Genomic DNA, 24,091 nt, shown 5'->3' with positions numbered 1-24,091 from the left:
CCGTGGCCAGCGCCACGTGCATCGCCGATCCACAGCAGGAGACCTCGCCCCGTGACCGCTCCCCACCCGGTGCCCGACACCTCCCCCGACGTCGAGGGCGAGATCGCGCACGAGCAGGCGCACGTCGACCGGGTCTACGCCGAGCTCGAGAAGGCCTCCCGGCGCGCCGCCGACGTCGAGGCCGACGGGCTCGCCCGCGGCCGGACGAGCCGCACCGGCGACGTCCGCGACGAGGAGATGACCGGCCTGTTCGAGCGCGACGCGCTCGTCTACGCCGCCGCCCGCCGCCGCGCGATGATCGACAAGCAGTACGAGGGCCTCGTCTTCGGGCGCCTCGACCTCGGCACCGAGACGTCCACCGCCGCCGAGCGCGAGGTGCGCTATATCGGCCGCCTCGGCGTGCGCGACGACGACTACGAGCCGCTGGTCGTCGACTGGCGCGCCCCTGCGGCCTCCGCCTTCTACCGCGCCACCCCCGTCGACCCGATGGGGGTCCTGCGCCGTCGCGTCCTGCGCTGCAAGGGCGCCACCGTCGTCGGCGCCGAGGACGACCTCATGGTCCCCGAGGCCCCCGACGACATCGTCGTGCTCGGCGACGGCGCCCTCATCGCCGCGCTGACCCGCAGCCGCGGCCGCCAGATGCGCGACATCGTCGCGACGATCCAGCGCCACCAGGACGAGGCGATCCGGGCTCCCTCGCGCGGCGTCACCGAGATCACCGGCGGACCGGGCACCGGCAAGACCGTCGTGGCCCTCCACCGCGCGGCCTACCTCCTGTACTCCGAGCGCCGCCGCTTCGAGAACGGCGGCATCCTCGTCGTGGGGCCGTCGGCCGCGTACACCGCCTACATCGAGCGCGTGCTGCCCAGCCTCGGCGAGGAGTCGGTGTCGCTGCGCGCGCTCGGCGACCTCGTCGACGGGATGACCGCCACCCGGGTCGACAGCCCCGAGGTCGCCGCGATCAAGGGGTCGCTGCGCGTCCGTCGCCTCCTGTCGCGCCTCGCCTCGCGCCCGCCCGAGGGCGCCGCGCGCGAGTTCCGTGCCTTCGTGGCCGGCCAGGCCGTCCGCCTCGACGAGCAGGTCCTGCGCCGGGTGCGCTCCGAGGTCCTGCGAGGCCACCAGCACAACCTCGCGACCGATGCCGCCCGCACCGCCCTCGCCGAGGCCGCCTGGCGCTCGGTCCGACAGGGCGAGCGCGACGTCTTCCTCGACGCCTTCGAGGCCTCCCGCGACGTCGACGAGTTCATGGCGACGTGGTGGCGCCAGCTCGACCCCCGCGAACTCCTCCTCACCCTCACCGACACCGACCACGTCTACGCGGTCTCGCGCGGCGTGCTCGACCACGAGGAGGGCGCCGCCGTCGCGCACTCCTACCGCGAGGCGCTCGACCAGGGGACCTGGTCGGTCGCCGACGCCGCCCTCGTCGACGACCTCGTCGCCCGCCTCGGCGCGGTCCAGGAAGCCGAGCGCGAGGACGTCGGGTTCTACGACATCGAGGAGCTCGACGACCTCCAGTCCTACGGCGTCGTCGACGTCAGGGCCGGCGTCGACCGACGCGTCCCGGCGGAGGAGAACTACCACGTCACGACGCCCGCCGACGCCCGCGATCGCCTCATGGCCGGCCGGATCGACCGGGCCTCGGGGTACGCGCACGTCCTCGTCGACGAGGCCCAGGACCTGTCCCCGATGCAGTGGCGGATGCTCGCCCGCCGGGGCCGCTCGTCGTCGTGGACCGTCGTCGGCGACGCGGCGCAGGCATCGTGGGGCGACCTCGCCGAGGCCGGCCGGGCCCGCGAGGAGGCCTTCGCCGAGCAGGAGCGCCGCGCGTTCCACATGGACACGAACTACCGCAACGCCCGCGAGATCTTCGACCACGCGCGCGACGTGATCCTCCCGCTCGTGCCCGACGCCGACATCCCGGTCGCGGTGCGCGAGACCGGGGTCGACCCGGTCGACCGCGCCGTCGAGGGCTCCCTCGTCGAGGCCGCCGCCCAGGCCGTCGAGCAGCTCCTCGGCGAGGTCGAGGGCTCCATCGCGGTGATCCCGGCCCGGCGCTGGCAGGACCGCCTCGCCGCGCTCGACGGCGCCGGTGACGGACGCGTCCAGCTCATCGACCCGCTGTCGACCAAGGGCCTGGAGTGGGACGCCACGGTCGTCGTCGACCCGGAGGCGATCACCGAGGAGTCCCCCGGCGGCGTCCGCGTCCTCTACGTCGTCCTGACCCGGGCGGCGCACCGGATGCACGTCCTGCGGCCCGCCTGAACGACCCGCCGACCGCACGACCGCGCCCGCGCGACCGCCCGGCCGTCAGTCGAGGAGCGGGTGCCGCTCGATGATCTCGTGCCGCCCGGGACCGACCCCGACCGCCGAGACCCGCGCCCCGACGAGCTCCTCGACCCGCAGGACGTAGGCCTGGGCCGCGGCCGGCAGCGACTCGAAGGTCCGGCACCCGGAGATGTCCTCCCACCAGCCGTCGAGCCACTCGTAGACGGGCTTGGCGTGGTGGACGTCGCTCTGGTTGACCGGCATCTCCTCGTGCCGGACGCCGTCGACCTCGTAGGCGACGCAGACCGGCACCTTGTCGAAGCCGGTGAGGACGTCAAGCTTGGTGACGACGAAGTCGGTGACTCCGTTGATCCGGGTGGCGTAGCGCCCGATGACGGTGTCCATCCAACCGCAGCGGCGCGGGCGACCCGTCGTCGTGCCGTACTCGGCGCCAGTCTTGCGCAGCGTCTCGCCGTCGTCGTCGAACAGCTCGGTGGGGAACGGGCCCTCGCCGACGCGGGTCGTGTACGCCTTGAGGACCGCGATGACGCGGGTGACGCGGGTCGGCGGGATCCCCGACCCGGTGCAGGCCCCGCCGGCGGTGGCCGACGACGACGTGACGAACGGGTAGGTGCCGTGGTCGACGTCGAGGAGGGTGGCCTGGCCGGCCTCGAGGAGGACGGTGCTCCCGGCGTCGAGGGCCTGCTCGAGGACGAGCGTGGTGTCGGCGACCATCGGGCGCAGCCGCTCGGCGTGGGCGAGCAGCTCCTCGACGACCCGGTCGACCTCGGCCGCGCGGGTGTTGTAGATCTTGACGAGCACCTGGTTCTTCAGCGCCAGCGCCGCCTCGACCTTCTGGCGCAGGATCCCCTCGTCGAAGAGGTCCTGGACGCGCACGCCGACGCGGTTCATCTTGTCGGCGTAGGTGGGGCCGATGCCGCGGCCGGTGGTCCCGATCCGGCGCGAGCCGAGGAAGCGCTCGGTGACCTTGTCGAGGGTGCGGTTGTACGACGCGATGACGTGGGCGTTGGCCGACACGACGAGGCGCGAGGTGTCGACGCCGCGCGCCTCGAGGCCGTCGATCTCCTGGAAGAGCACGTCGAGGTCGATGACGACCCCGTTGCCGATGACGGGGGTGACGGTGGGCGTGAGGATGCCCGAGGGGAGCAGGTGCAGCGCGTACTTCTCGCGCGTGCCGTCCTCGCCCTCGATGACGACCGTGTGGCCCGCGTTGTTGCCGCCGTTGAACTTCACGACGTAGTCGACGTCGGACCCCATGAGGTCGGTGGCCTTGCCCTTGCCCTCGTCGCCCCACTGGGCCCCGATCAGCACGATCGCCGGCATCGACGGCTCCCTTCCGAACATGCCCCCGGGGTGCGTGCACCCCGAGCGCGCCGAAGGCCCCTCGCGGGTACGCGCCGGGGCCTCGTACACCCCACCCTATCGCGCCGCGGCCCAGGGCCCTCGGTCGTGTCAGCGACGCCGTCGGGCCAGGGCCCAGCCGAGCTGGAAGCGGGTGTCGACCCCGTTGACCGCCATGAGGTGGGCGACCCGGCGCCGGACGGTGCGCAGGCTGACGCCGAGGTAGCGCGCGATGGCCTCGTCCTTGAGGCCGAGCTCGAGCAGCTCGACGAGCTTGGGGTCGCCGGTGCTCTCGCGGCCGAGGGCCGGGGCGGGCACGGCCTGGCGCCACGCGAGGTCGAAGTAGGCGGTGTAGAGCCGGACGACGAGGGGGTCGCGGATGACGGCGTACCCACCCGCCGGGTCGTCCCACGCGGCGAGGGCGACGACGGCGGTGGAGCCGAAGACCGCGAACTCGGTGTCGGTCGTCGGCAGGATCCGCTGGTCCTCCCCGACCTCGGCCCAGCTCGTCATCCACCGCTGGCCCTGGGGCGTGGAGAGGGCGGACGCCGGGTACACGGCGCGCTGCTCCTCACCGCGCCGGATCCGCTCCTCGTTCGCCCGCATCGTCGACTCGTCGAGCGCCGGGCCCTCGACGATGGTGAGGACGTAGTTGCGCAGCAGCCCGGTCGTCTCGGCGAGCAGGCGGCTGACGACCGAGGGGGCGAGGGCGTCGTCGATCGGCTCGCTCAGCGGCTCGTGGGCCCCGAGCGCCTGCGAGGTGATCCGGGCGAGGAGGTCCCGCGAGGCCTCGAGGTCGCGGCGCCGTTCCTCGACGCGCGACATCTCGCGCCGGAGCTGCTCCTCGAGGACGAGGAGCGCTCCACCGTCGTACGTCGATGGGTCGCTCACGCGGACCCCTCCATTTCCCCTGCGGACGGGAGCGGTGGCCGATTGCTGCCAGTGGCACCCAAGTGTCGCACCTCGAGAGGCGGAGGGAGCACCATTGAGCAGCACAGCCGAGGTTGCAGGCGACCGCGGGTGGGGCGCTTCTTGGCGAGAGGGAAGCGTTCGCGCCCCCGGTCTCGATTCGGCTGTCGGAAGGGCCCGGGTGCACGCACCCGGGCCCTTCGCCCGTCAGCGGTGGCCCTAGATGTGATGTCCAGTCACGTTGGTCGAGTTTGTGTGAGGACTCGATCTGACCGGTGACAGGTGAAGACCTCCCGGTGTGGAGTGGAGCTGCTTGACGGTTCCGCTCCCGCACCAGGAGGTCCTCGTGTCTCACGCTACTCATTCCAACGCTGCCCTGACTCCACGCGCCCGGCTGCGGTTGGGACAACTGGTCGTGGATCACGACTGGCCTATCGCCCGGGCGGCCGAGCGGTACGACGTGTCCTGGAGGACTGCCGCGAAGTGGGCCGAGCGGTACCGCGACGAAGGCGCTGCCGGGATGGTGGACCGCTCGAGCGCGCCGCACCACCAGGCTGGCCGGACCCCGACCAGGGTGGTCCGACGGATTGTGAGCCTGCGGCTGCGACATCGCCTCGGCCCGGTCGCGATCGGTGACCTGCTCGGGATGCAGGCCTCTACGGTGCACGCGGTCCTGGTGCGATGCCGGCTCAACCGGCTCACCCATATCGACCGGGTCACCGGTGAACCGATCCGCCGCTACGAGCACGAACGTCCCGGCGACCTGCTCCACGTCGACGTCAAGAAGCTCGGCAAGGTCCCCGACGGCGGCGGCTGGCGCTACGTCGGGCGCGAACAAGGCTTGCGGAACCGGTCAGCGACCTCGCGGCGGACCGGAGCACCCAAGAGCAAGTACCACCACCCGCTGATCGGGACCTGCTACCTGCACACCGTCATCGACGACCACTCCCGGGTGGCCTACGTCGAGGCCCACGACGACGAGACGAAGGAGACCGCCACGGCCGTGCTCCGCAACGCTGTCGCGTGGTTCGCTGCCCGCGGAGTCACCGTGCGCCAGGTGCTGTCCGACAACGGTGGCGCCTACCGCTCCTACCTGTGGCGCGACACCTGCACCGAGCTCGGCATCACCCCGAAACGGACCCGCCCCTACCGACCACAGACCAACGGCAAGATCGAACGCTTCCACCGCACCCTGGTCGACGGGTGGGCCTTCAAGACGTTCTATCCCTCCGAGACCGACCGCCTCGCCGCCCTGTCACCATGGCTCCACCAGTACAACCACCACCGGCCCCACTCAGCGATCGGCAAGGTCGCACCCATCACCCGGTTGGACAACCTGGCTGGGCATCACACCTAGAGGCCGAGCTCGCGCGCTCCCGTGGCGCTCGAGGCGCGGAGGAACTCGGCACAGCGGTGCCGCTCCTCCTCCTCGCCGATGGCCCCGGCCGCCCGGCTCAGCGCGGCGAGCGCCCGCAGGAAGCCGCGGTTCGGCTCGTGCTCCCACGGCACCGGCCCCTGGCCGCGCCAGCCGCTGCGGCGCAGCGCGTCGAGGCCGCGGTGGTACCCCGTGCGGGCGTACGCGTAGGCCTCGACCGCGCGGTCGTCGGCGAGGGCGTCCTCGGCGAGCACCGACCAGGCGAGCGAGGACGACGGGTTCGCCGCCGCCACCTGGTCGGGGGCCGCGCCGTCGTCGAGCGCGCGGGCGGCGGGGTCCTCGGGCAGGTGGGTCGGCGGGATCCCGAGCAGGTCGGAGCTCACGCCTTCGTGCCGGCCGACCGGAGGTTCTCGCACGCCTCGACGACGCGCGCCGCCATCGCGGCCTCGGCCTCCTTGCCCCACGCGCGGGGGTCGTACTGCTTCTTGCTCCCGACCTCGCCGTCGACCTTGAGGACGCCGTCGTAGTGGCGGAACATCCAGTCGGCGACCGGGCGGGAGAAGGCGTACTGGGTGTCGGTGTCGACGTTCATCTTCACGACGCCGAAGTCGACCGCTGCGGCGATGTCGGACGGCTCGGAGCCGGACCCGCCGTGGAAGACGAGGTGGAACGGCTTGGAGCCCTCGGGGAGCCCGAGCTCGGCCGCGGCGGCGGCCTGGGCGGCCTGGAGCACCTCGGGGCGCAGCTTGACGTTGCCCGGCTTGTAGACGCCGTGGACGTTGCCGAAGGTCAGCGCCGTCATGTAGAAACCGCGCTCCCCGCCACCGAGGGCGCGCACGGTGGCGACGGCGTCCTCGGGGGTGGAGTACAGCTTCTCGTTGATCTCGTTCTCGACGCCGTCCTCCTCGCCGCCGACGACCCCGACCTCGATCTCGAGGATGGCGCGCGCCGCCTGGCACTTCTCGAGCAGCTCCTCGGCGATGACGAGGTTCTCGTCGAGCGGCACGGCCGAGCCGTCCCACATGTGCGACTGGAAGTAGGGGAGGCCACCGGCGCGGACCCGCTCGGTGGACGCCTCGATGAGGGGGCGCACCCACCCGTCGAGCTTGTCCTTGGGGCAGTGGTCGGTGTGCAGCGCGATGTTGACCGGGTAGTTCTTCGCGACCTGCTCGGCGTACGCGGCGAGCGCGATCGAGCCGGTGACCATGTCCTTGACGGTCGAGCCCGACGCGTACTCGGCCCCGCCCGTGGAGACCTGGATGATGCCGTCGGAGCCGGCCTCGGCGAAGCCGCGGATCGCGGCGGTGATCGTCTGGCTCGACGTGATGTTGATGGCCGGGTACGCGAACGAGCCGTTCTTGGCTCGGTCGAGCATGTCGGCGTAGACCTCGGGCGTTGCGATGGGCACGGTGATCTCCTCGTGCTGGTGTTGGCTGGTGCCGGTACGCACCGATCCTTCCACGATCCGGGCGAGGGGACACCGGGGTGTCCGTACCCACGGGTACCGGTCGCCGCGGGGACGTGAACGGGGTGGCACCGCGCTGCGGTGCCACCCCGTCGGGTCGTCAGTCCCGCCCCCTGCAAGCAGGACTGAGACGAAACGGTCGCGCGGTGTCATCGGGATGACGAGCACGATCCCGGTCGCCCTCGGGCCATCCCCTGGCCGTCGGACGAGTGAACGCTAGCCCGGCTGCCGACCCGGGGGAAGAGCGATCCGGTGGCCGACCGGGTCCCTGTCACCAAGTGGTCACCGGCCGTGCGGCGCAGGCCCGTTCCGGACGTCAGCGCGCGTCGGTGGCATGCGGGTCGAGGACGTGGGGCCGGGTCCCGCTGACGGCGTGCATCCCGAGCCCGAGGAGGATCGGGCGCGAGTCGGGTGAGGTGTCGACGCGGGCGTGGGGGTGGCCGCGCTCGAGGGCCAGGGCGGCGCGGTGGCTGACGAGGGCACGGTAGAGGCCGCGCCGCCGCCACTCGCGCAGCGTCGAGCCACCCCACAGCCCGCAGAAGGAGGTGTCGTCGGTGAGGCGCAGGACGGCGTAGGAGACGACACGGCCGGTGTCGACCTCCTCGACCACCGTCGCGGTCATGAGGTCGGGCCGCTCGCGCTGCTCGGCCCGCAGGCTGTCGTTGACCCACGAGGTCTCGCGGCCCCAGACCTCGTCGCACAGCACCCGGACGCGTTCCCAGTCGTCGTCGGACGCGATGTCGCGCAGCCGGACCCCGTCGGGCAGCGTGACGTCGTGGACGAGGTCCTCGCAGCGGCCGAGGAGCAGCACCTCGTCGTCCTCGGGGACGAAGCCGGCGGCCCCGAGGAGGGCCGGGAGCCCGGCGGGCTCGTCGTACGAGTACGTCTTCCACTCGACCCGCTGCCCGCGCCCGCGGAAGAACTCCGCCTGCCGGGCCACCCAGTGCGCGGGGTCGTCGCCGAGGCCCTCGGGGTTCTCGACCATCGCCCCGGCGGCGGCCGGGTCGGCCGGGTAGGTGCGGTGGACGGGGCCGTCGTGCTCGACGACGAACCCCGGGGCGGCGTCGCGGTCGCGCAGGCGGACCTCGGCCGTGAAGAGGTCGCGCAGCCGCTGCGCCGGCGCGGACAGGGCGGGGTGGGCGGAGGCCGGGGGCGTCGTCGTCACGGGGTCATCCCACACCGCGGCGCCGCGCACCGCACCCGGGTTTCCGGCCCCCTCCTCCCCCGCCGCGCGGGTCGGGTACGCGTACTCACGCCGCGCGGGCGCCCGTGCCGTCACGCTGTCCCCATGGACCTCGCCACCGTCCGCGACCTCGCGGCCGCCACCCCGACCACCCGCAACCGGGTCGTCGACCTCCTGCGCGCCGCCGCCATCCTCGTCGTCGTCCTCGGGCACTGGCTCCTCGCCGCCGTCACCGTGCGCCGCGGCGAGCTCGTCCCGGGGCACCTCCTCGACCTCGCGTCGTGGACCCACCCGCTCACCTGGGTCTTCCAGGTCATGCCGGTGTTCTTCCTCGTCGGCGGCTACTCCAACGCGCTGTCCTGGCGCGGCGCCCGCGGACGGGGGACGACGTACGCGGTGTGGCTGCGCGGCCGGCTGCGGCGCCTCCTCGTGCCCGTCGTCCCGCTCCTGCTCACCTGGCTCGTCGTCGTCTCCGTGGCCGGCGCCGCGGGGGTCCCGGCGCCCACGTTGCGCACCGCCTCGCAGGTCGCCCTCGTCCCCACGTGGTTCCTCGCGGCCTACGTCGTCGTGTGCGCCATCGCCCCCGCGACCCTGTGGCTCTGGGAGCGCTGGGGCTGGGCGTCGGTCGTCGCGGGGCTGGTCGCCGGTGGTCTCGTCGACCTCGTGAGCATCGGCTCGGACTCGGTCGCCGTCGGGTTCGCCAACTACGTGTTCGTGTGGGCCACGGTCCACCAGCTCGGCTACGCGTGGCTCGACGGCCGGCTCGGCGGCACGGGCCGCCGGCTGGGCCTGGCCGTGATCGGGCTCGCCGGCACCGTGGCCCTCGTCCGGTTCGGGCCCTACCCCGTGTCGATGATCGGGCTCGACGACGCCGTCGTGAACAACTCCTACCCCACGCGCGTGACGCTCGGCTTCCTCGGCCTGCTCCAGGCGGGGGTCGTCCTCGCCCTCGAGCCGCTGCTGGCGCGCTGGCTGGCCCGCGAGCGGCCGTGGCGCGCCACGGTCCTCGTCAACGCCCGGATCATGACCGTCTACCTCTGGCACCTCACGGCAATGGTGGGCGCCATCGGGCTCTCGCTCCTCGCCGGGGGGTTCGGCCTCGGCGCCGAGCCGCTCTCGGGCGCCTGGTGGGCCGGGCGGCCGGCCTGGTGGGCCGTGCTCGCCACCGTGACGATCGGCCTCGTCGCCCTGCTCGGGCGGTTCGAGACCGCCCGGCCGCTCGACACCGCCGCCGTGCCCGTGTGGCTCCCCGTGGGCGTCGCCCTCCTCGCGTGCGGCGGCCTGGGCTCGATGGCGGGCCAGGGGATCGTCGGCGCCGACGGCGTCCACTGGTGGTGGCCGCTCCTCGTCGTCGGGGCGGTCGCCCTCCTGCGCTGGACGCCGCCGGGCGCGGCCGCGGCCCCGACCTCGGCCTCGGAGCCGGCCGGGCGCTGAGCGCCGGGTCAGCCCGGGTCGGCCAGGCCGTCACGGCGGCGCCGGAGGTGGTCTCGTTCGACCTCGTTGGCGCACCGCGCGATCGCGACGTCGAGGGCGGCCGCGGCGGCCTCCGTCCGCCCCAGGCGGGCGAGCAGCTCGCCGCGCACGGCCGCGACCCGGTGGCTCCCCGGCAGGAGCGCGTCGAGGCCGTCGAGGGCCGCGAGCCCGGCCGCCGGCCCGTCGCGCTCGGCGAGGGCCACGGCCCCCGCGAGCCGCGCCGCCGGTGAGGGGTTGACCCGCACGAGCGCCTCGTAGGCCTCGACGACCCGGTCCCACCGCGTGTCCGCGGCGGTGCGGGCGGTGGCGTGCTCGGCGGCGACGAGGGCCTGGAGGCGGTAGCTCTCGACGAGGGGCGACGCGTCGGGCGGGACGGTGGCGAGGATCGCGAGCGCCTCGGCGACCTCGTCGCGGTGCCAGCGGGTGCGGTCCTGGTCGGGCAGGAGGACGAGCCGCCCGTCGGGCCCGACCCGTGCGTCGCGGCGGGAGTGCTGGAGGAGCAGCAGGGCGAGCAGGGCCTCGAGGACGACGGCCCCCGGGCACTGCGCGAGGGTGACCCGCACGAGCTGCACGGCCTCCCCCGCCAGCTCGGCGCGCAGGAGGTCGGGCCCGGACCCCGGCGCGTAGCCGGCGGTGAAGGCGAGGTACGCCGTCTGGGCCACCGTCTCGAGCCGCTCCGGCAGCACCGCGGCGTCGGGGACCGCGAACGGGATCCCGGCTGCGACGACCTTCTTCTTCCCGCGGGTGATCCGGGCGGCGACGGTCGGCTCGGGCACGAGGAAGAGCCGGGCGATGTCGGCGGTGGTGACGCCGACGACGAGGCGCAGCGCGAGGGCGCTCGCGACCTCGGGGGCCAGCGCCGGGTGGCAGCACATGAGGACGAGCCGCAGCCGCTCGTCCTCGACGAGGTCGCCGGGGTCGGCCATCGGCGCCGGTCCCGCCGTGCGGGCCTCGACGACGAGGAGCGGCGAGCGGCGCAGGGCGACGGCCTCCGCGCGGAGGCGGTCGACGACCCGGCGGCGGGCGGTCGTCATCAGCCAGGCACCCGGCCGGTCGGGGGTCCCGTCGCGCGGCCACCGCCGCGCCGCGGCCTCGACGGCGTCGCCGAGGGCGTCCTCGACGAGGTCGAGCCGGCGGAACTGCGCGAGGAGCAGGGACAGCAGGCGCCCCCACTCCTCGCGCACGGTGGCCGCGAGGACCTCGTCAGAGGTCACGGGGCGGCTCGTGGCCCTCGATCTCGACGGTGGGGCGGATCTCGACGGTGTAGGCCCGCGGCAGGAGCGCGCAGGCCGCGACCGCGGCGTCGAGGTCGGGCAGGTCGACGAGGTAGAACCCCGCGACCTGCTCGACGAGCTCGACGAACGGGCCGTCGGTCACCGCGAGCCGGCCGCCGACGTGGCGCAGCGTCGTCGCCGTGTCGGCCGAGGCGAGCGGCGCCCCGGAGATCTTCCTGCCGCGGGCCGCGACGGCGCGCTCGAACGCGTCGTGGGCGTCGACGTACCCCGCCCGCTCCGCCTCGCTCGCCCGCTCCCAGGCGCCCGGGTCGACGGCGATGAGGACGACGTACCTCACGGTGCGCCCCCGTCGTGGCCGGGCTCGACGTCGCGGAACTCGATGAGCTCGCCGCGACCCGCGAACTCCCGGGTGACGCGCAGGAGGTCGTCGCGGTCGTCGGTGTCGACGAGGTAGAACCCCACGACCTGCTCCACCGACTCGGTGAACGGGCCGTCGGAGACGAGGACGCCGCCCTCGCCGTCGGGGCGCATCGAGACGGCCTGCGCCGACGGGGTGAGCGGGGCGGTGGTGACGATCCGGTGGCCCCCGGCCTCGAGGGCCCGGTGGAACTCCTCGTGCGAGCGCATCCCCTTCTCGTGCTGCTCCGGGGGCAGGCGGGCCCACTCCGCCTCCGGCGCGGGCAGGAGCAGCAGGTGGCGGCTCACGGGCGCTCCTCCGGTGCCACGACGCGGCGCACCTGCACGCCGTCGCCGAGGGCTGCGATGATCTGGCAGCACTCGAGGAGGTCGTCGAGGTCGTCGGTCCGGACCTGGTAGAAGCCCCCGACCTGCTCGCTGACCTCGGCGAACGGACCGTCGGTGACGGGGCCGCCGCCCGCGGGGATCGAGCGCGCACCGGCCGTCCCGTGGAGCTCGGCGCCACCGGTCACCTCGTGCCCGCGCCGGGCGAGCTCCTCGTCGAAGCGGCCGAACTCGGCGTACCCGGCCGCTCGCTGCTCGTCGGTCATGCTCGTCCACCAGCGGTCGGGGTCACCGGTGATGAGGACGACGTACTCGGCCATGTCAGGCCCCCGTCCCGGTCGCGAAGGCGCGGACCTCGAGGGAGTCGCCGATCGCCGCGAGGATGCCGCAGACCTCGAGGAGGTCGTCGAGGTCCTCGGACTCCACGAGGTAGAACCCCGTCAGCTGCTCGGTCGTCTCGGCGTACGGCCCGTCCGAGACGACGGGCCCGTCGGGGCCCGGCCGCACGGTGCGGGCCTCGCGTGAGTGGGCCAGCTCGGCCCCGCCGACGACCCGGTGGCCGCGCTCGGCCAGGGCGGCCGAGAAGCGCTCGTGCTCGCCGTAGACCCTGGCGCGCTCGGCGGCGTCGGCCGTGCCCCAGTGGTCCTCGTCCCCCGGCAGGAGGATGGCGTAGGTGGTCATGGTCGGCCCCTTCGGTCACGGGCCGCGGGCGCGACCTCACCCCGACGACGGTCGGCGGACGACGGATTCGACAGGTCTACCGCAGATTCCTCCCCGACTCAGGTCAGGGCGTCGGCGAGGAGCCGCAGGGTCTCCTCGCGGGCGGGCGAGCGGTTCGCCGGGGTGCCGGTGAACGCCCCGGCGACCGGGCTCACCATCACCTCGTCGACGGCGTGCTCGGCCGCGAGGGCGCGGACCTCCTCGGCGGCCCGTGCCGGGGTGCCGACGACCCACCGCCGGAGCATCTCGTCGGCGAGGCCCTGGTGCGCGGGTGCGAGCGGCGTCGCCTCGACGTCCTCGACGAGCTGCGCCGGCGTCAGCGGCTGCCCGGTGCGCAGCGCGACCATCGACCGCAGGTTCGGCAGCACGAGGCGCTGCGCCTCCTCGTCGGTCGGCGCGACGACCGCGTTGACCGTGAGGAGGGTGCGCGGCTCGGGGTGCTCCGCGGAGGCCCGGTACTGCGAGCGGTAGAGCGCGAGCGCCTCCGCGGTCCCCCGGCCCGAGAAGTGGTGGGCGAAGACGTAGGGCAGCCCACGCGATGCGGCCAGCCGCGCCGAGTAGTCGGACGAGCCGAGGAGCCAGATCGTCGGGGCGGAGGTCGCCCGTGGGGTCGCCCGCAGGACGTGGTCGCCGGTGGCGAGGCGCAGGGCCGCGCCGTCGGGCGACATCATCGCGAGCACGGCGTCGACGTGGTCGGGGAAGCGGTCGACGGCGTCGGCGTCGACGCCGCCGGCCCCGCTGCGCAGGGCCCACGAGGTGACCGGGTCGGTGCCGGGGGCGCGGCCGATGCCGAGGTCGACCCGGCCGGGGAAGGCCGCCTCGAGCAGGGCGAACTGCTCGGCCACGACGAGGGGCGCGTGGTTGGGCAGCATGACGCCGCCCGACCCGACCCGGATGCGCTCGGTGGCGGCGGCGACCATCGCCGCGAGGACGGGCGGGTTCGTCGCGGCGACCGCGGGCATGTTGTGGTGCTCAGCCAGCCAGTACCGCCGGTAGCCGTGCTCGTCGGCGACGCGGGCCAGCGACAGGCTGGCGGCGACGGCGTCACCGCTGCTCTGGTCGGAGCGGACCGGGACGAGGTCGAGGACGGACAGGGCGGGCGTGGTCGGCACGGCGGGGGAGGTCACCCCACTGCCAGCGGCCGGGAGGCCGGGCCTATTCCGGGTCAGGTCGGTCGCTGGTCGAAGACGTGCCGCCGCACCCAGGCGTGCATCGCGACCGCGGCGGCGGCGCCGGCGTTCATCGAGCGGGTCGAGCCGAACTGCTCCACGTGGAGGACGACGTCGCACACCGCGAGCATCTCGGGGGTGAGGCCCGGTCCCTCCTGGCCGAGGACGAGCACGCACTCGCGCGGCAGGTCGTGGGTCTCGAGGCCGACCGACCCCGGCACGTTGTCGATGCCCACGAGCGGCAGGCGTGCGCCGTCGGCAGCCGCGGTCGCGGCCCAGGAGGCGAGGTCCGCGGCCGTGGGGTGGTGCTGCTCGTGCTGGTAGCGGTCGGTGACCATCGCCCCCCGTCGGTTCCAGCGCCGCCGGCCCACGACGTGGAAGGCGGCGGCGTTGAACGCGTTGGCGGTCCGCACGACCGAGCCGATGTTGAAGTCGTGGCCCCAGTTCTCGATCGCCACATGGAAGGGGTGCCGGCGGGTGTCGAGGTCGGCGACGACGGCCTCCATCCGCCAGTACCGGTAGCGGTCGGCGACGTTGCGGCGGTCCCCGTCGCGCAGCAGCTCGGGGTCCCAGTGGTCGCCGGCCGGCCACTCCCCCACCCACGGCCCGGCCCCGACGTCGCGCGGGCCGACCTCGCCGGACTCGTCGGCGTTCACGACGGCGTCACCATGGCGCGAGCCTTCCACAGGCGGCACCAGGCTCACGATGCGGAGCCGCACGGGCACAACCCCTAGCCTTGCGGACGTGATGCACTCCCTCGGTCCCGACTGGATGGACCCCCAGTTCCTCCTCGACCGCTTCGGGACCCAGTTCTTCTGGGTCAGCGTGGCCATCGTCTTCATCGAGTGCGGGCTGCTGTTCCCGATCCTCCCCGGCGACTCGCTGCTGTTCGCGGTCGGGTTGTTCATCGCCGGTGGCGACGTGGACGTCAACATCGTCGTGGCGTGCGTCGTGCTGAGCCTGGCCGCCTTCCTCGGCAACGTCACGGGCTACGAGATCGGCCGCGCGATCGGCGCCCCGCTCTACGAGCGCGACGGGCGCTTCATCAAGAAGAAGCACTTCGAGCAGACCCACGCGTTCTTCGACAAGCACGGGGCCAAGGCCCTCGTCCTCGGCCGCTTCGTGCCGATCGTGCGCACCTTCATCACCGTCGTCGCGGGCGTCAGCCGCATGGACCGGCGCCACTTCTTCGTGTGGAGCGGTGTCGGCGCGGTGCTCTGGGCCTCGGGCGTCACCCTCCTCGGCTACTTCCTCGGCGGGGTCTCGCTCATCAAGGACAACCTCGAGGTCGCCGCGCTCGTCATCGTCGCGGTCTCGGTGCTGCCCATGGTCGTCGAGTTCGTCCGGCACCGGTCGGCGACGAGGACGGCGATCGAGGAGATCGACGACGCCGTCGACGACCTGCGCGACCGCGACTGACCGCGCGTCAGTCGCGCTGGAGGTCGATGAGGCCGGCCGCGTAGGCCGCGGTGACCGCGGCCGTGCGGTCGGTGACGCCGAGCTTGGCGAAGGCCCGGATCAGGTGCGTCTTGACCGTCGCCTCGCCGATGAACAGCTCGCGCCCGATGTCGGCGTTGGAGAGCCCTCGCGCGACGAGCCGCAGGACGTCGAGCTCGCGAGCCGTCACGTCGGGCCGCGACGGGGCCCGGAGCCGGTCGGCGAGACGGGCCGCGACCGGCGGTGCGAGGACGGTCTCCCCGCGGGCGGCGCGGCGGATCGCGTCGGCCAGCAGCGCGGTGGGGGTGTCCTTGAGGAGGTAGCCGCGCGCCCCGGCCTCGACGGCCCGGACGATGTCGGCGTCGGTGTCGTAGGTGGTGAGGACGAGCACCTGGGGCCCGTCCGGCTCCGCGGTGATCCGGGCGGTCGCCTCCGGCCCGTCCATGACCGGCATCCGCAGGTCCATGAGGACGACGTCCGGGGCGAGGCGCGGCACGAGGGCGAGCGCCTCCGCGCCGTTCGACGCCTCGCCGACGACCTCGAAGTCGGCCTCCTCGCCGAGCACCGCGACCATGCCCGCGCGCACGACGGGGTGGTCGTCGACGACGAGCAGGCGGATCACCGGGGCACCTCGAGGCGCAGGGTCGTCCCGGCCCCGGGCTCGCTGCGCAGGCGCACGCGGCCCCCGACCTCGGCGGCCCTGGCGTGGACGCCGTCGAGGCCGAACCCGGTGCGGGGGGCGCCGGTGTCGAACCCGCGACCGTCGTCGCTCACCTCGAGGACGACGCGGTCGGGGTCGGCGTAGGCCAGGGTCAGGCCGACGTGGGCGGCCGACGCGTGGCGGCGCACGTTCGACAGGGCCTCCTGGGCCGTGCGCAGGATGACGACCTCCGCCGTGCCGCCGAGGGGCACCGGGTCGCCCTCGACGCGGACGTCGGCGCGCAGCCCGTTCTCGCTGCTCACCGCCACCCCGAGCCGCTCGAGCGCCTCGGTGAGGGTGCGGGACTGGAGGTGACCGGGGGTGAGCTCGGCCACGATGAGCCGCGCCTCCTCGAGGTTGTCGGACGCCGTGGCCTCGATGAGCGACAGGCGCTCGCGCGCGGCCGCGACGTCGCCGCGGGCCAGTGCCGCGTCGACGGCCCGCGACAGGGCGACGACCGAGGTGAAGCCCTGGGCGAGGGTGTCGTGGATCTCGCGGGACAGGCGCTCGCGCTCCTCGTGGACCCCCCGGTCGCGCTCGGCGGCGGCGAGCCGCTGCTGGGCCGCCCGCAGCTCGTCGATCGTCTCGGCACGGCTCTCGGCCTCACCGATGATCCGGTTGATGAACAGGCCGAGCGAGAGGGACAGCCCCGTCGAGATGGTGGCCGAGATGAGGACCTCGGTGGCGTTGGCGGGGTCGAAGTCGAGCTGGGCCCACCGCACGAGGGAGAAGGCGATGACGACGACGAAGGTGGCGACCGTCGCCCACCGCGACGGCATCATCGCCCAGAGCTGCGGGAAGAGCGCGAAGAAGAGGAGCCACGACTGCGTCCCCGGGTCGACCCACTGGATCGTGAGCAGCGCCCCCCACGCGACGACGTGGTAGCCGACCGCGTACCGGACGTCCTCGTGGGCCATGGCCCGGACCCCGAGGACGACGTACGCCAGCGCCATGGCGCCGAGGAGGAGGAGCGACGGGGTGCGGCCGTCGGGACCCGGGTCCTCGACGAGGGTCACGACGACCGCGGCCAGCCACACGAAGCCCATCGCCCCGTGCCACGCCGGCTGCTGGCGGCGCCACATCGCGGAGAACTGCTCCCGCGAGGAGGCGTCCGTCGTCGTCACGCCGCCCATCATCGCCCGCTGGTGCTCACGTGGTGCCGCGCTTGAACCACTTGAAGGTCGTGACGCACAGGACGAGGCCGACGACCGCCCAGGCCGCGAGGACCAGGAGGGTGCGGCCCGTCTCCCAGGACCCCGCCATCTCGAGGGCGCCGAGGTCGTCGGGGTAGAACGCCGAGCGCATGCCCTGGGCGATCCACTTGAGGGGGAACACGGCCGCGACCTGCTGGAGCCACTCGGGGATGTCGTCGAAGGCGATGTAGACGCCGGAGATGAACTGCAGCACGAGGATCGGGCCGATGACGACCGCGCCGACCGAGCGCGCCGAGGCGAGCGAGGAGTAGGCGATCCCGAGCGCCGTGCCGGCGAGGACCCCGAGGACGAAGACCGAGGCGAACCGTCCCCAGGCCGTCCCGCTCGACGGCAGCTCGACCCCGTAGGCGACCCGCGCGACGAGGAGGAGGAGCACCACCTGGAGCAGGCTCGACACGGCGACGAGCCCGACCTTGCCGAGGAAGTAGGCCAGGGGCGGCATCGGGGTGGCGCGCAGCCGCTTGAGGGTGCCGTCGTCGCGCTCGGTGGCGACCGACATCGCCATCGTCTGGAAGCTCGTGAGGAGCACGCCGGCGGCGACCATGCCCGGGAGGAAGAAGCGGCCCGCCGTCATGGTGCCGTCGCCCTCGCCGAACTGGCCGCCGAAGATCGTCGAGAAGAGGGCGAGGAGCAGGATCGGCAGGAGGAAGGAGAAGAAGACGGCCTCCTTCTCGCGGCCATACATCTTCAGCTCGAGGACGGTGCGGTCGAGCCCGAGGGCGAGCGTGCTCACGCGGGGACCTCCACGGTCTCGTCGGCGAGGTGCGGGGCGATGAGGGACAGGTAGGTGTCCTCGAGGGAGGGACGGGTGACGGTGAGCCCCGGGACCTCTCCGGGGAAGCGGGTCGCCAGGGCGGCGACCTCCGCCGTCGGGGTGTCGGTGCGCAGCGTGCGGCGGGACCCGTCCTCGTCCCACGCGACGGTGGCCTGCTCGGCACCGCGTCCGCCGAGGGCGGCGGGGGTGTCGAGGGCGAGGAGCCGGCCGGCGGCGACGACGCCCACCCGGTCGGCGAGCGCCTCGGCCTCGTCGAGGTAGTGCGTCGTGAGCAGGATCGTCGTGCCCTCGCCGGCGAGGGAGCGGATGAGCTCCCAGAAGTCGCGGCGGGCCTGGGGGTCGAAGCCGGTCGTCGGCTCGTCGAGGAAGAGCAGCTCGGGGCGCCCGACGATGCCGAGCGCGACGTCGAGGCGGCGGCGCTGGCCCCCGCTGAGCCCGACGACGCGGGTGTCGGCCTTGGCCTCCAGCCCGACGGCCGCGATGACGTCGTCGACGTCGCGCGGGTCGGAGTACGAGCGCGCGGTGCTCGCGATCGCCTCGCGGGGGGTGAGGAGGTCCAGTCCGCCGGACGACTGGAGGACGATGCCGATCCGGTTGCGCCAGGCCAGGTTCGCGCCGTGCGGGTCGGTGCCGAGGACGGCGACCTCGCCCTCGTCGCGGTGGCGGAAGCCCTCGAGGATCTCGACGGTCGTCGTCTTGCCGGCCCCGTTGGGCCCGAGGAGGGCGAAGACCTCGCCGGTGCTGATGTCGAGGTCGAGCCCGTCGACGGCGGCCCGCCCGGCGTAGCTCTTCCTCAGTCCCCTGATGGTGATCGCGTCCATGCCTCCAGCGTGGCGGGGGCGACGGCGTCGCGCGAGGCCCGCGCGGTGGACCTGCCGTCCACCGACCGGTGGACGGCGAAGGCGAGGACAGCGACGAGGAGGCCGGCGGCCCCGGCGACGAGGTAGGCCGTGCGGGGCCCGGCGAGGGTGCCGACGGAGCCGCCGAGGAGGAGGGCGAACGCGGTGCCGGCCCGCGACAGCCCGCCGACGAGGGCGAACACCGACCCGCGGCGGGTGGGGTCGAGCTCGTCGACGAGCAGGGCCATGATGCCGGCGTTGAGCACGCCGAGCAGGCCCCCCAGGCCGGCCGCGAGGAGGACGTAGGCGAGGTAGGAGGGGGCGAGCCCCTGGAGGAGCTGGCCCGCGGCGATGGCCGTCACCGACCCGAGGACGGCGCGGGTGCGGGCCACCCGCGTGGCGATCAGCCCGGCCGCGACGGCGCCGAGGACGGCGGCGGTCCCTGCGACCGCCTCGGACAGCCCGTACTGCGCGGAGCTGGCGCCGAGGACGTCGCGCAGGAGGAAGACCTCGACGACGTTGACCGACTCCAGCGTGACGACGAGGGGCAGCAGGACGAGGACGAGGACGCCGACGCCCGGGTCGGCGCGCAGTGCGGCGACTCCGTCGCGCGGGAGGAGGGTGGCGAGCCAGCCGCCGATGCGGGTGGGGCGGGGCGGGGCGGGGGTGCTGGGCGCCGCGGCCGGGCTGGGCGGTGCGGCGGGGCTGGGCGGTGCGGCGGGGCTGGGCGGCAGCGTGCGCGCGGCGACGGCCAGGAGGACGAAGGCGACCAGGGCCGGCGTCAGGGCGCTCGACGGTCCGCCCCACTGCGCGAGGAGGCCGCCCAGACCGGCTCCGGCGGGTCCGGCGACGCCGCGCAGGCCGTGCTGGAGCGCGATGACCCGGCCCGCCTCGCCCTCCGGCACGAGGGTCGGGACCACCGACTGCCAGCTCGGCTGGCCGAGGGCGAAGCCGGTCTGGAGGACGAGGACGAGGGCGCAGGTGGCGGCGAGCCCGTTGACGAGGACGAGCCCGGCGACCGCGGCCGCCTGGACCAGGCCGGTGACGACGAGGACGCGGCGGCGGTCGAGCCGGTCGGCGACGGCGCCCGCGAGCCCCATCGTCGCGACGACCGGGAGGGCGAAGCACAGGAGGAGCAGCGAGACGGCCCACGGGCCGGTGCCGCTCGCGTGGACCCGGAGGACGAGGGCGACCATGACGGCCGCGTCGCCGAGGGTGGCGGCCGCCGAGGCGGCGACGACGGTGCGCACCGGGCGCACCCGCAGGACGTCTCCATAGACGTGAAGTAGTCGTTTCACATTTGTGAAGGTAACGCTTCAGATCGGTCGCCGTCAACTAGCATCGGCGCCATGGCCGCGCCCGACCCTCCCGCCGAGCTGCGGATCACCGACCCCCGGGCGCTGCGGGCGCTGGCCCATCCGGCCCGCCAGCGCGTCCTCACCGAGCTCTTCTCGGGCGAGGTGCTGACCGCGACCGAGGCGGCCCGGCTCTGCGGCCTCACGCCGTCGGCGATGAGCTACCACCTGCGAGCACTCGAGAAGTGGGGCATCGTCGAGCGCGACGAGAGCGCCGACGGCCGCGAGCGCCCGTGGCGGGCGACCGCCGACTCCATCGCCATCACTCCCGAGGCGCACCGCGGTGCGGGGCTCGAGCGCAGCCGGGTGTCGATCCACACGTGGTTCGCCGACCTCGAGGGCGACCTCGACCGGATGACGCGCGCCGTCGCCGACGGCGGGAACCACGGGATGACCTCGCGCGGGAGGCTCTGGCTCACCGACGACGAGGAGCGCGAGCTGCGCGCCAGCCTCCACGAGCTGATGCGCACCCACCGCGGGCGAACGAGCCGCGACCACCCCGAGGGCGCGCGCTCCTGGAACGTCTACGCGATGATCCTGCCCGCCGACGACACCCCCGCTCCCCCGACCACCTGACCGCGAGCGACGACGACCCGGCCCCGACCCCCGGACGCGCGGCGACCTGACCACGAGCGACGGTCACGCGGCGACCCGGACGCGCGCCACGTCATCCGGGTCGAGGTGTTCGCCCGGCATGCGACACCGTCCGAATACCTCGAACCCCCGCACCCGCGGCACACTCGCAGCACCCAGGTACCCCCCGAGAACTGCTCAACCCGCTGGATCGATCGATCCAGCGGGTTGAGCAGTTCTGGCGGGACCCTGTGGGTCCGGGCCACTGCTGGAGCGGGGCGGCGGGGCTACTGCTGGACCGGGGGCGGCGGGGGCGTGGAGCCGGGCGCAGCGGGCGGGGTGGATGTTGCGCCCGGAGCGGCACCAGGGCCCTCGGGCGTGGCTGAGGTCGCGCCCGGAGCGGCACCAGGGCCACTGGGCGAGCCGGACGTCGCGCCCGGAGCGGCACCAGTGCCCTCGGGCGAGGCCGGGGTCGCGCCCGGGCCTCCCGCGGTGGTCGCCGGGCCGGCCGACCCCCCGGGGGTGCCGGGGGCGGTGCCACCCGCGTACCCGCTCGGCGGCGGGATGACGGCGTCGCGCTGGCCGAAGTCGACCTTCGGGGCCTCGCGCTGCTCGCCGACCGCCTCGAAGTACTCGGCGCGGCCGATGGAGAACAGCCCCGCGATGATGTTCGAGGGCACCGTCTCGACCTTGGTGTTGAGGTCGCGGACCGTCGCGTTGTAGTACCGGCGCGACGACGCGATCCTGTCCTCGGTCGAGGTCAGCTCGGCCTGCAGGGCCATGAAGTTCTCATTGGCCTTGAGGTCGGGGTAGGCCTCGGCGACGGCGATGAGCCGCCCGAGCGCCTGGCTGAGGAAGTTCTCGCTCTCGGCCTGCTGCGCGGGGGACTGCCCGGGCGCCATCGCGGCCGCGCGCGCCTGGATGACGTCCTCGAGCGTGCCCCGCTCGTGCGCCGCGTAGCCCTTGACCGTCTCGACGAGGTTCCCGATGAGGTCGTGGCGCCGGGTCAGCTCGACGTCGATCTGGCGCCAGGCCTCCTGCACGAGGTTGCGCAGCTTGATGAGCCCGTTGTACGTGACGACCGCCCAGCCGACGACGAGCACGAGCAGGACGACGACGACGATGATCGCGATGGTCATGGCACCTCCTGGGTCGGGCCCGTCGGGCCTGGTGCGGCGAGCCTAGTGGGCCGGTCAGGCCAGGCCGAGGTCCTCGAGCGAGTAGACGTGCCGGTACTCCAGCCCGGCGGCGGCGAACTTCTCGGCCGCGCCGGTCGCGCGGTCGGCGATCGTGGCCACCGCGACGACCGTCGCCCCGGCGTCCTGCGCGGCCTGGGCGGCGTCGAGCGGCGAGGCGCCGGTGGTCGAGGTGTCCTCGACGACGAGCACCCGGCGGCCGGCGATCGACGGCCCCTCGATCCGCTGCTGGAGCCCGTGCGCCTTGCCGGCCTTGCGGACGACGAACGCGTCGAGGCGTCCCCCCGCCGCCGCCCGCGCGTGCAGCATCGAGGTCGCCACGGGGTCGGCACCGAGGGTCAGGCCGCCGACGGCGTCGAAGTCGAGGTCCCCCACGAGGTCGAGCATGACCCGGCCGACGAGGGGACTGGCCTCGCCGTCGAGGGTGATCCGCCGCAGGTCGACGTAGTAGTCGGCCTCCGCCCCGGACGAGAGGGTGACGCGGCCGTGGACGACGGCCCTGTCGCGGACGATGTCGAGGAGGCGGGCACGGTCGGCGGCGATGTCGGTCACGCTCCTACCGTACGGCGCGACCGCCGGCGTCACCGACCGGTCCGCCGGGGCGGTGGCGGCGCCGCGATGAAGGCGCCCGCCGCGCCCTCGGACCCGGGTGTGGCCCACTGCGCGTGCCAGCGCTGGTGGAGGTCGGGATCGGGCGCGGGCTCCGCGGGGTCGGGGGGCTCGGACCCGTCCCAGACGTCGATGCCCGCGCCGAGCAGCGACCCGGCCGGACTCGCGACGACAGCGGCCGCGAGCACCTCGAGGAGGTCGCTCGGGAGCCCGTCGATGAGGGTGCGCGGTCGGCGCCGCTCGGCCAGCACGAGGAGCCGGGAGACGGCGTGGACGTCCTCGGGCCGCAGCCGCGTGCCGGTGAGGAGGAGGCGGCGCAGCTCGGCGAGGAGGCGGCCCCGGACCGCGGGCCCGAGGGCCAGGAGGGCGTGCCGGTGCGCCGTCTCCTGCCAGTCGGCCGAGCCGGTGCGCAGGAGGTGGCGGTACTCGCGGACCACCTCGGACTCCACACCCGGGTCCATCCCCCGATGGTAGGTCGCCCGGGACGCCCGGACGAGGGCTCGGCGCCCCTGCGCACCGAGCCCTCGTCCGGTGGGCCGGTGCTCGACCGGCCGCTCACGTCCGGGCCACGTCGACCCGGTGCGTCGAGGATGAGGAGCCGCCCACCCGGCCGCTGATACATGCGCGCCCCGGGGTCGGTGCCGGCGCCGCTCAGCCGTGCCGCACACCCCGCCTGCGGTAGCGGTTGAGGGCGCGCACGGCGCCGCCGCGACGCAACGGTCGCGGGGTCGCCCGGATCGCCGTCGTGATGAGCTTCCACTGGGCGCCCGGCACCGAGACGACCTTGCCGCTCGCGACGTCCTGGAGCGCCTGCGCCACGACGTCGTCGGCGTCGAGCCACCACGACGCCGGCAGGGCGGAGACCTCCATCCGGGCCCGCTCGTGGAACTCGGTGCGGGTGAACCCGGGGCACAGTGCCGTCACCGTGACCCCGGTCCCCGCGAGCTCGCTCGCGAGGGCCTCGGAGAAGACGGTGACGAACGACTTCTCGGCCGAATAGGTCCCGTTCGAGATGAACGACGCGACCGACGAGACGTTGAGGATGGCGCCGCTCCCCCGCGCGCGCATCGCCCGTCCGGCCGCGTGGCAGGTGAGGAGGACGGCCCGGACCATGACGTCGAGGGCGGCCTCCTCGGCCCGCACGTCGTTGTCGAGGAAGGACTCCCGCTGCCCCATGCCGGCGTTGTTGACGAGGAGGTCGACCGGGCGCACGTCGTCGGCGAGGCGGGTGCACACCCGGCCGGTGGCCTCGCGGTCGGAGAGGTCGGCCACGAGCACCTCGACGGCGACGCCGTGCCGGTCCCGCAGCCCGGCCGCGAGCTCCTCGAGGCGGGCCCGGTCGCGGGCGACGAGGACGAGGTCGGTGCCCTCGCGCGCGAGTCGTTCGGCGAACGCACGGCCGATGCCGGCCGATGCGCCGGTGACGAGTGCGGTGCCCACGCCGGGAACTGTAGGGCGGTCGCCCGGGCCCGTCGTGGGTGCCCCCACCACCATGT

Annotated in this window: 26 protein-coding genes; 5 read left to right on the top strand and 21 right to left on the bottom strand. The window is 74.4% G+C overall.

All coding sequences use genetic code 11. The features are described 5' to 3' along the window. Positions 1-51 precede the first annotated feature (51 nt). Positions 52-2,262, top strand: coding sequence for a HelD family protein (locus ACFWN3_RS12250; RefSeq protein ID WP_377639965.1), 2,211 nt, complete (start codon positions 52-54; stop codon positions 2,260-2,262). A gap of 45 nt (positions 2,263-2,307) precedes the next feature. On the opposite strand, the gene ACFWN3_RS12245 is transcribed toward ACFWN3_RS12250, so the two are convergent. Both ACFWN3_RS12245 and ACFWN3_RS12240 read right to left on the bottom strand, forming a co-directional pair. Then, the gene (locus ACFWN3_RS12245; protein WP_377645593.1) at positions 2,308-3,609 is read right to left on the bottom strand and encodes an adenylosuccinate synthase; all 1,302 of its coding nucleotides are present in this window, start codon (positions 3,607-3,609) and stop codon (positions 2,308-2,310) included. A 129-nt stretch (positions 3,610-3,738) separates the two neighbouring features. Beyond that, positions 3,739-4,518, bottom strand: a complete 780-nt coding sequence (locus ACFWN3_RS12240) for a DUF6879 family protein (protein ID WP_377639963.1) — start codon at positions 4,516-4,518, stop codon at positions 3,739-3,741. Positions 4,519-4,882: 364 nt separating this feature from the next. Between ACFWN3_RS12240 and ACFWN3_RS12235 the strand changes: the two genes are divergently transcribed. Beyond that, the gene (locus tag ACFWN3_RS12235) at positions 4,883-5,893 is read left to right on the top strand and encodes an IS481 family transposase (protein ID WP_377645555.1); all 1,011 of its coding nucleotides are present in this window, start codon (positions 4,883-4,885) and stop codon (positions 5,891-5,893) included. Here ACFWN3_RS12235 and ACFWN3_RS12230 read toward each other — a convergent pair. From ACFWN3_RS12230 to ACFWN3_RS12220, 3 genes are all read right to left on the bottom strand, one after another. After that, positions 5,890-6,294, bottom strand: a complete 405-nt coding sequence (locus ACFWN3_RS12230) for a DUF3151 domain-containing protein (protein ID WP_377639961.1) — start codon at positions 6,292-6,294, stop codon at positions 5,890-5,892. The genes ACFWN3_RS12235 and ACFWN3_RS12230 overlap by 4 nt on opposite strands. Further along, entirely contained in the window at positions 6,291-7,319 is a 1,029-nt protein-coding gene (fbaA, locus tag ACFWN3_RS12225; RefSeq protein WP_377639959.1) for a class II fructose-bisphosphate aldolase, read from the bottom strand. Before fbaA ends, ACFWN3_RS12230 begins: the two co-directional genes overlap by 4 nt. A gap of 373 nt (positions 7,320-7,692) precedes the next feature. Further along, complete coding sequence (locus tag ACFWN3_RS12220; protein WP_377639957.1) at positions 7,693-8,541, bottom strand: GNAT family N-acetyltransferase; 849 nt, start codon at positions 8,539-8,541, stop codon at positions 7,693-7,695. A 123-nt stretch (positions 8,542-8,664) separates the two neighbouring features. Between ACFWN3_RS12220 and ACFWN3_RS12215 the strand changes: the two genes are divergently transcribed. Next, a complete protein-coding gene (locus ACFWN3_RS12215; RefSeq protein ID WP_377639955.1) occupies positions 8,665-9,993 on the top strand; it encodes an acyltransferase in 1,329 nt (442 codons plus the stop codon). An 8-nt stretch (positions 9,994-10,001) separates the two neighbouring features. Here ACFWN3_RS12215 and ACFWN3_RS12210 read toward each other — a convergent pair whose 3' ends face one another. The 7 genes from ACFWN3_RS12210 to ACFWN3_RS12180 all read right to left on the bottom strand — a co-directional run bounded on the left by ACFWN3_RS12210 (position 10,002) and on the right by ACFWN3_RS12180 (position 14,553). After that, the gene (locus tag ACFWN3_RS12210; RefSeq protein ID WP_377639953.1) at positions 10,002-11,246 is read right to left on the bottom strand and encodes an RNA polymerase sigma factor; all 1,245 of its coding nucleotides are present in this window, start codon (positions 11,244-11,246) and stop codon (positions 10,002-10,004) included. Next, the gene (locus ACFWN3_RS12205; RefSeq protein ID WP_377639951.1) at positions 11,236-11,604 is read right to left on the bottom strand and encodes a YciI family protein; all 369 of its coding nucleotides are present in this window, start codon (positions 11,602-11,604) and stop codon (positions 11,236-11,238) included. Before ACFWN3_RS12205 ends, ACFWN3_RS12210 begins: the two co-directional genes overlap by 11 nt. After that, positions 11,601-11,972: a YciI family protein gene (locus ACFWN3_RS12200; RefSeq protein WP_377639949.1), complete on the bottom strand. Its 372-nt coding sequence runs from the start codon at positions 11,970-11,972 to the stop codon at positions 11,601-11,603. Before ACFWN3_RS12200 ends, ACFWN3_RS12205 begins: the two co-directional genes overlap by 4 nt. After that, the gene (locus ACFWN3_RS12195) at positions 11,969-12,328 is read right to left on the bottom strand and encodes a YciI family protein (RefSeq protein ID WP_377639947.1); all 360 of its coding nucleotides are present in this window, start codon (positions 12,326-12,328) and stop codon (positions 11,969-11,971) included. The genes ACFWN3_RS12200 and ACFWN3_RS12195 overlap by 4 nt, the downstream gene beginning before the upstream one ends. Before the next feature lies 1 nt (position 12,329). Then, the gene (locus ACFWN3_RS12190) at positions 12,330-12,689 is read right to left on the bottom strand and encodes a YciI family protein (protein ID WP_377639945.1); all 360 of its coding nucleotides are present in this window, start codon (positions 12,687-12,689) and stop codon (positions 12,330-12,332) included. A 98-nt stretch (positions 12,690-12,787) separates the two neighbouring features. Beyond that, positions 12,788-13,840: an LLM class flavin-dependent oxidoreductase gene (locus ACFWN3_RS12185; RefSeq protein WP_377639943.1), complete on the bottom strand. Its 1,053-nt coding sequence runs from the start codon at positions 13,838-13,840 to the stop codon at positions 12,788-12,790. A 53-nt stretch (positions 13,841-13,893) separates the two neighbouring features. Continuing rightward, a complete protein-coding gene (locus ACFWN3_RS12180) occupies positions 13,894-14,553 on the bottom strand; it encodes a TrmH family RNA methyltransferase (RefSeq protein WP_377639941.1) in 660 nt (219 codons plus the stop codon). 91 nt (positions 14,554-14,644) lie between these two features. Here ACFWN3_RS12180 and ACFWN3_RS12175 point away from each other — a divergent pair, with 91 nt between their 5' ends. Continuing rightward, on the top strand, positions 14,645-15,316 hold the full coding sequence (locus ACFWN3_RS12175; RefSeq protein ID WP_377645591.1) for a DedA family protein: 672 nt from the start codon (positions 14,645-14,647) through the stop codon (positions 15,314-15,316). A gap of 7 nt (positions 15,317-15,323) precedes the next feature. Here the strand turns inward: ACFWN3_RS12175 and ACFWN3_RS12170 are convergent, their stop codons facing one another. Genes ACFWN3_RS12170 through ACFWN3_RS12150 form a run of 5 tightly spaced genes read right to left on the bottom strand, consistent with a single transcriptional unit; the run spans position 15,324 to position 20,160 of the window. Then, complete coding sequence (locus ACFWN3_RS12170; protein WP_377639939.1) at positions 15,324-15,956, bottom strand: response regulator; 633 nt, start codon at positions 15,954-15,956, stop codon at positions 15,324-15,326. Next, positions 15,953-17,158 (bottom strand): sensor histidine kinase, encoded by a 1,206-nt coding sequence (locus ACFWN3_RS12165; RefSeq protein WP_377639937.1) that lies wholly within the window; start codon positions 17,156-17,158, stop codon positions 15,953-15,955. Before ACFWN3_RS12165 ends, ACFWN3_RS12170 begins: the two co-directional genes overlap by 4 nt. A 25-nt stretch (positions 17,159-17,183) precedes the next feature. Next, positions 17,184-17,981 carry an ABC transporter permease gene (locus ACFWN3_RS12160; RefSeq protein WP_377639935.1) on the bottom strand — a complete coding sequence of 266 codons (798 nt, stop codon included), beginning with the start codon at positions 17,979-17,981 and terminating at the stop codon, positions 17,184-17,186. After that, a complete protein-coding gene (locus ACFWN3_RS12155) occupies positions 17,978-18,844 on the bottom strand; it encodes an ABC transporter ATP-binding protein (RefSeq protein WP_377639933.1) in 867 nt (288 codons plus the stop codon). Before ACFWN3_RS12155 ends, ACFWN3_RS12160 begins: the two co-directional genes overlap by 4 nt. Continuing rightward, positions 18,817-20,160 (bottom strand): MFS transporter, encoded by a 1,344-nt coding sequence (locus ACFWN3_RS12150; protein WP_377639931.1) that lies wholly within the window; start codon positions 20,158-20,160, stop codon positions 18,817-18,819. The genes ACFWN3_RS12155 and ACFWN3_RS12150 overlap by 28 nt, the downstream gene beginning before the upstream one ends. Positions 20,161-20,211: 51 nt before the next feature. Here ACFWN3_RS12150 and ACFWN3_RS12145 point away from each other — a divergent pair, with 51 nt between their 5' ends. Next, entirely contained in the window at positions 20,212-20,793 is a 582-nt protein-coding gene (locus tag ACFWN3_RS12145) for an ArsR/SmtB family transcription factor (protein WP_377639929.1), read from the top strand. Positions 20,794-21,077: 284 nt separating this feature from the next. Here the strand turns inward: ACFWN3_RS12145 and ACFWN3_RS12140 are convergent, their stop codons facing one another. The 4 genes from ACFWN3_RS12140 to ACFWN3_RS12125 all read right to left on the bottom strand — a co-directional run bounded on the left by ACFWN3_RS12140 (position 21,078) and on the right by ACFWN3_RS12125 (position 24,035). After that, positions 21,078-21,929 carry a LemA family protein gene (locus tag ACFWN3_RS12140; protein WP_377639927.1) on the bottom strand — a complete coding sequence of 284 codons (852 nt, stop codon included), beginning with the start codon at positions 21,927-21,929 and terminating at the stop codon, positions 21,078-21,080. A 54-nt stretch (positions 21,930-21,983) separates the two neighbouring features. Then, the gene (gene pyrE, locus ACFWN3_RS12135) at positions 21,984-22,538 is read right to left on the bottom strand and encodes an orotate phosphoribosyltransferase (RefSeq protein WP_377639925.1); all 555 of its coding nucleotides are present in this window, start codon (positions 22,536-22,538) and stop codon (positions 21,984-21,986) included. A 29-nt stretch (positions 22,539-22,567) separates the two neighbouring features. Next, positions 22,568-23,056, bottom strand: coding sequence for a hypothetical protein (locus tag ACFWN3_RS12130; protein WP_377639923.1), 489 nt, complete (start codon positions 23,054-23,056; stop codon positions 22,568-22,570). Between the two features lie 190 nt (positions 23,057-23,246). After that, positions 23,247-24,035 (bottom strand): SDR family NAD(P)-dependent oxidoreductase, encoded by a 789-nt coding sequence (locus ACFWN3_RS12125; RefSeq protein ID WP_377639921.1) that lies wholly within the window; start codon positions 24,033-24,035, stop codon positions 23,247-23,249. Positions 24,036-24,091: the final 56 nt, after the last annotated feature.

The organism is Oryzobacter terrae (assembly GCF_042756445.1).
Taxonomy (GTDB): domain Bacteria; phylum Actinomycetota; class Actinomycetes; order Actinomycetales; family Dermatophilaceae; genus Oryzobacter; species Oryzobacter terrae.
Note: the sequence above shows the minus strand (reverse complement) of the source record. Positions and strands in the feature narration are given on the sequence as shown.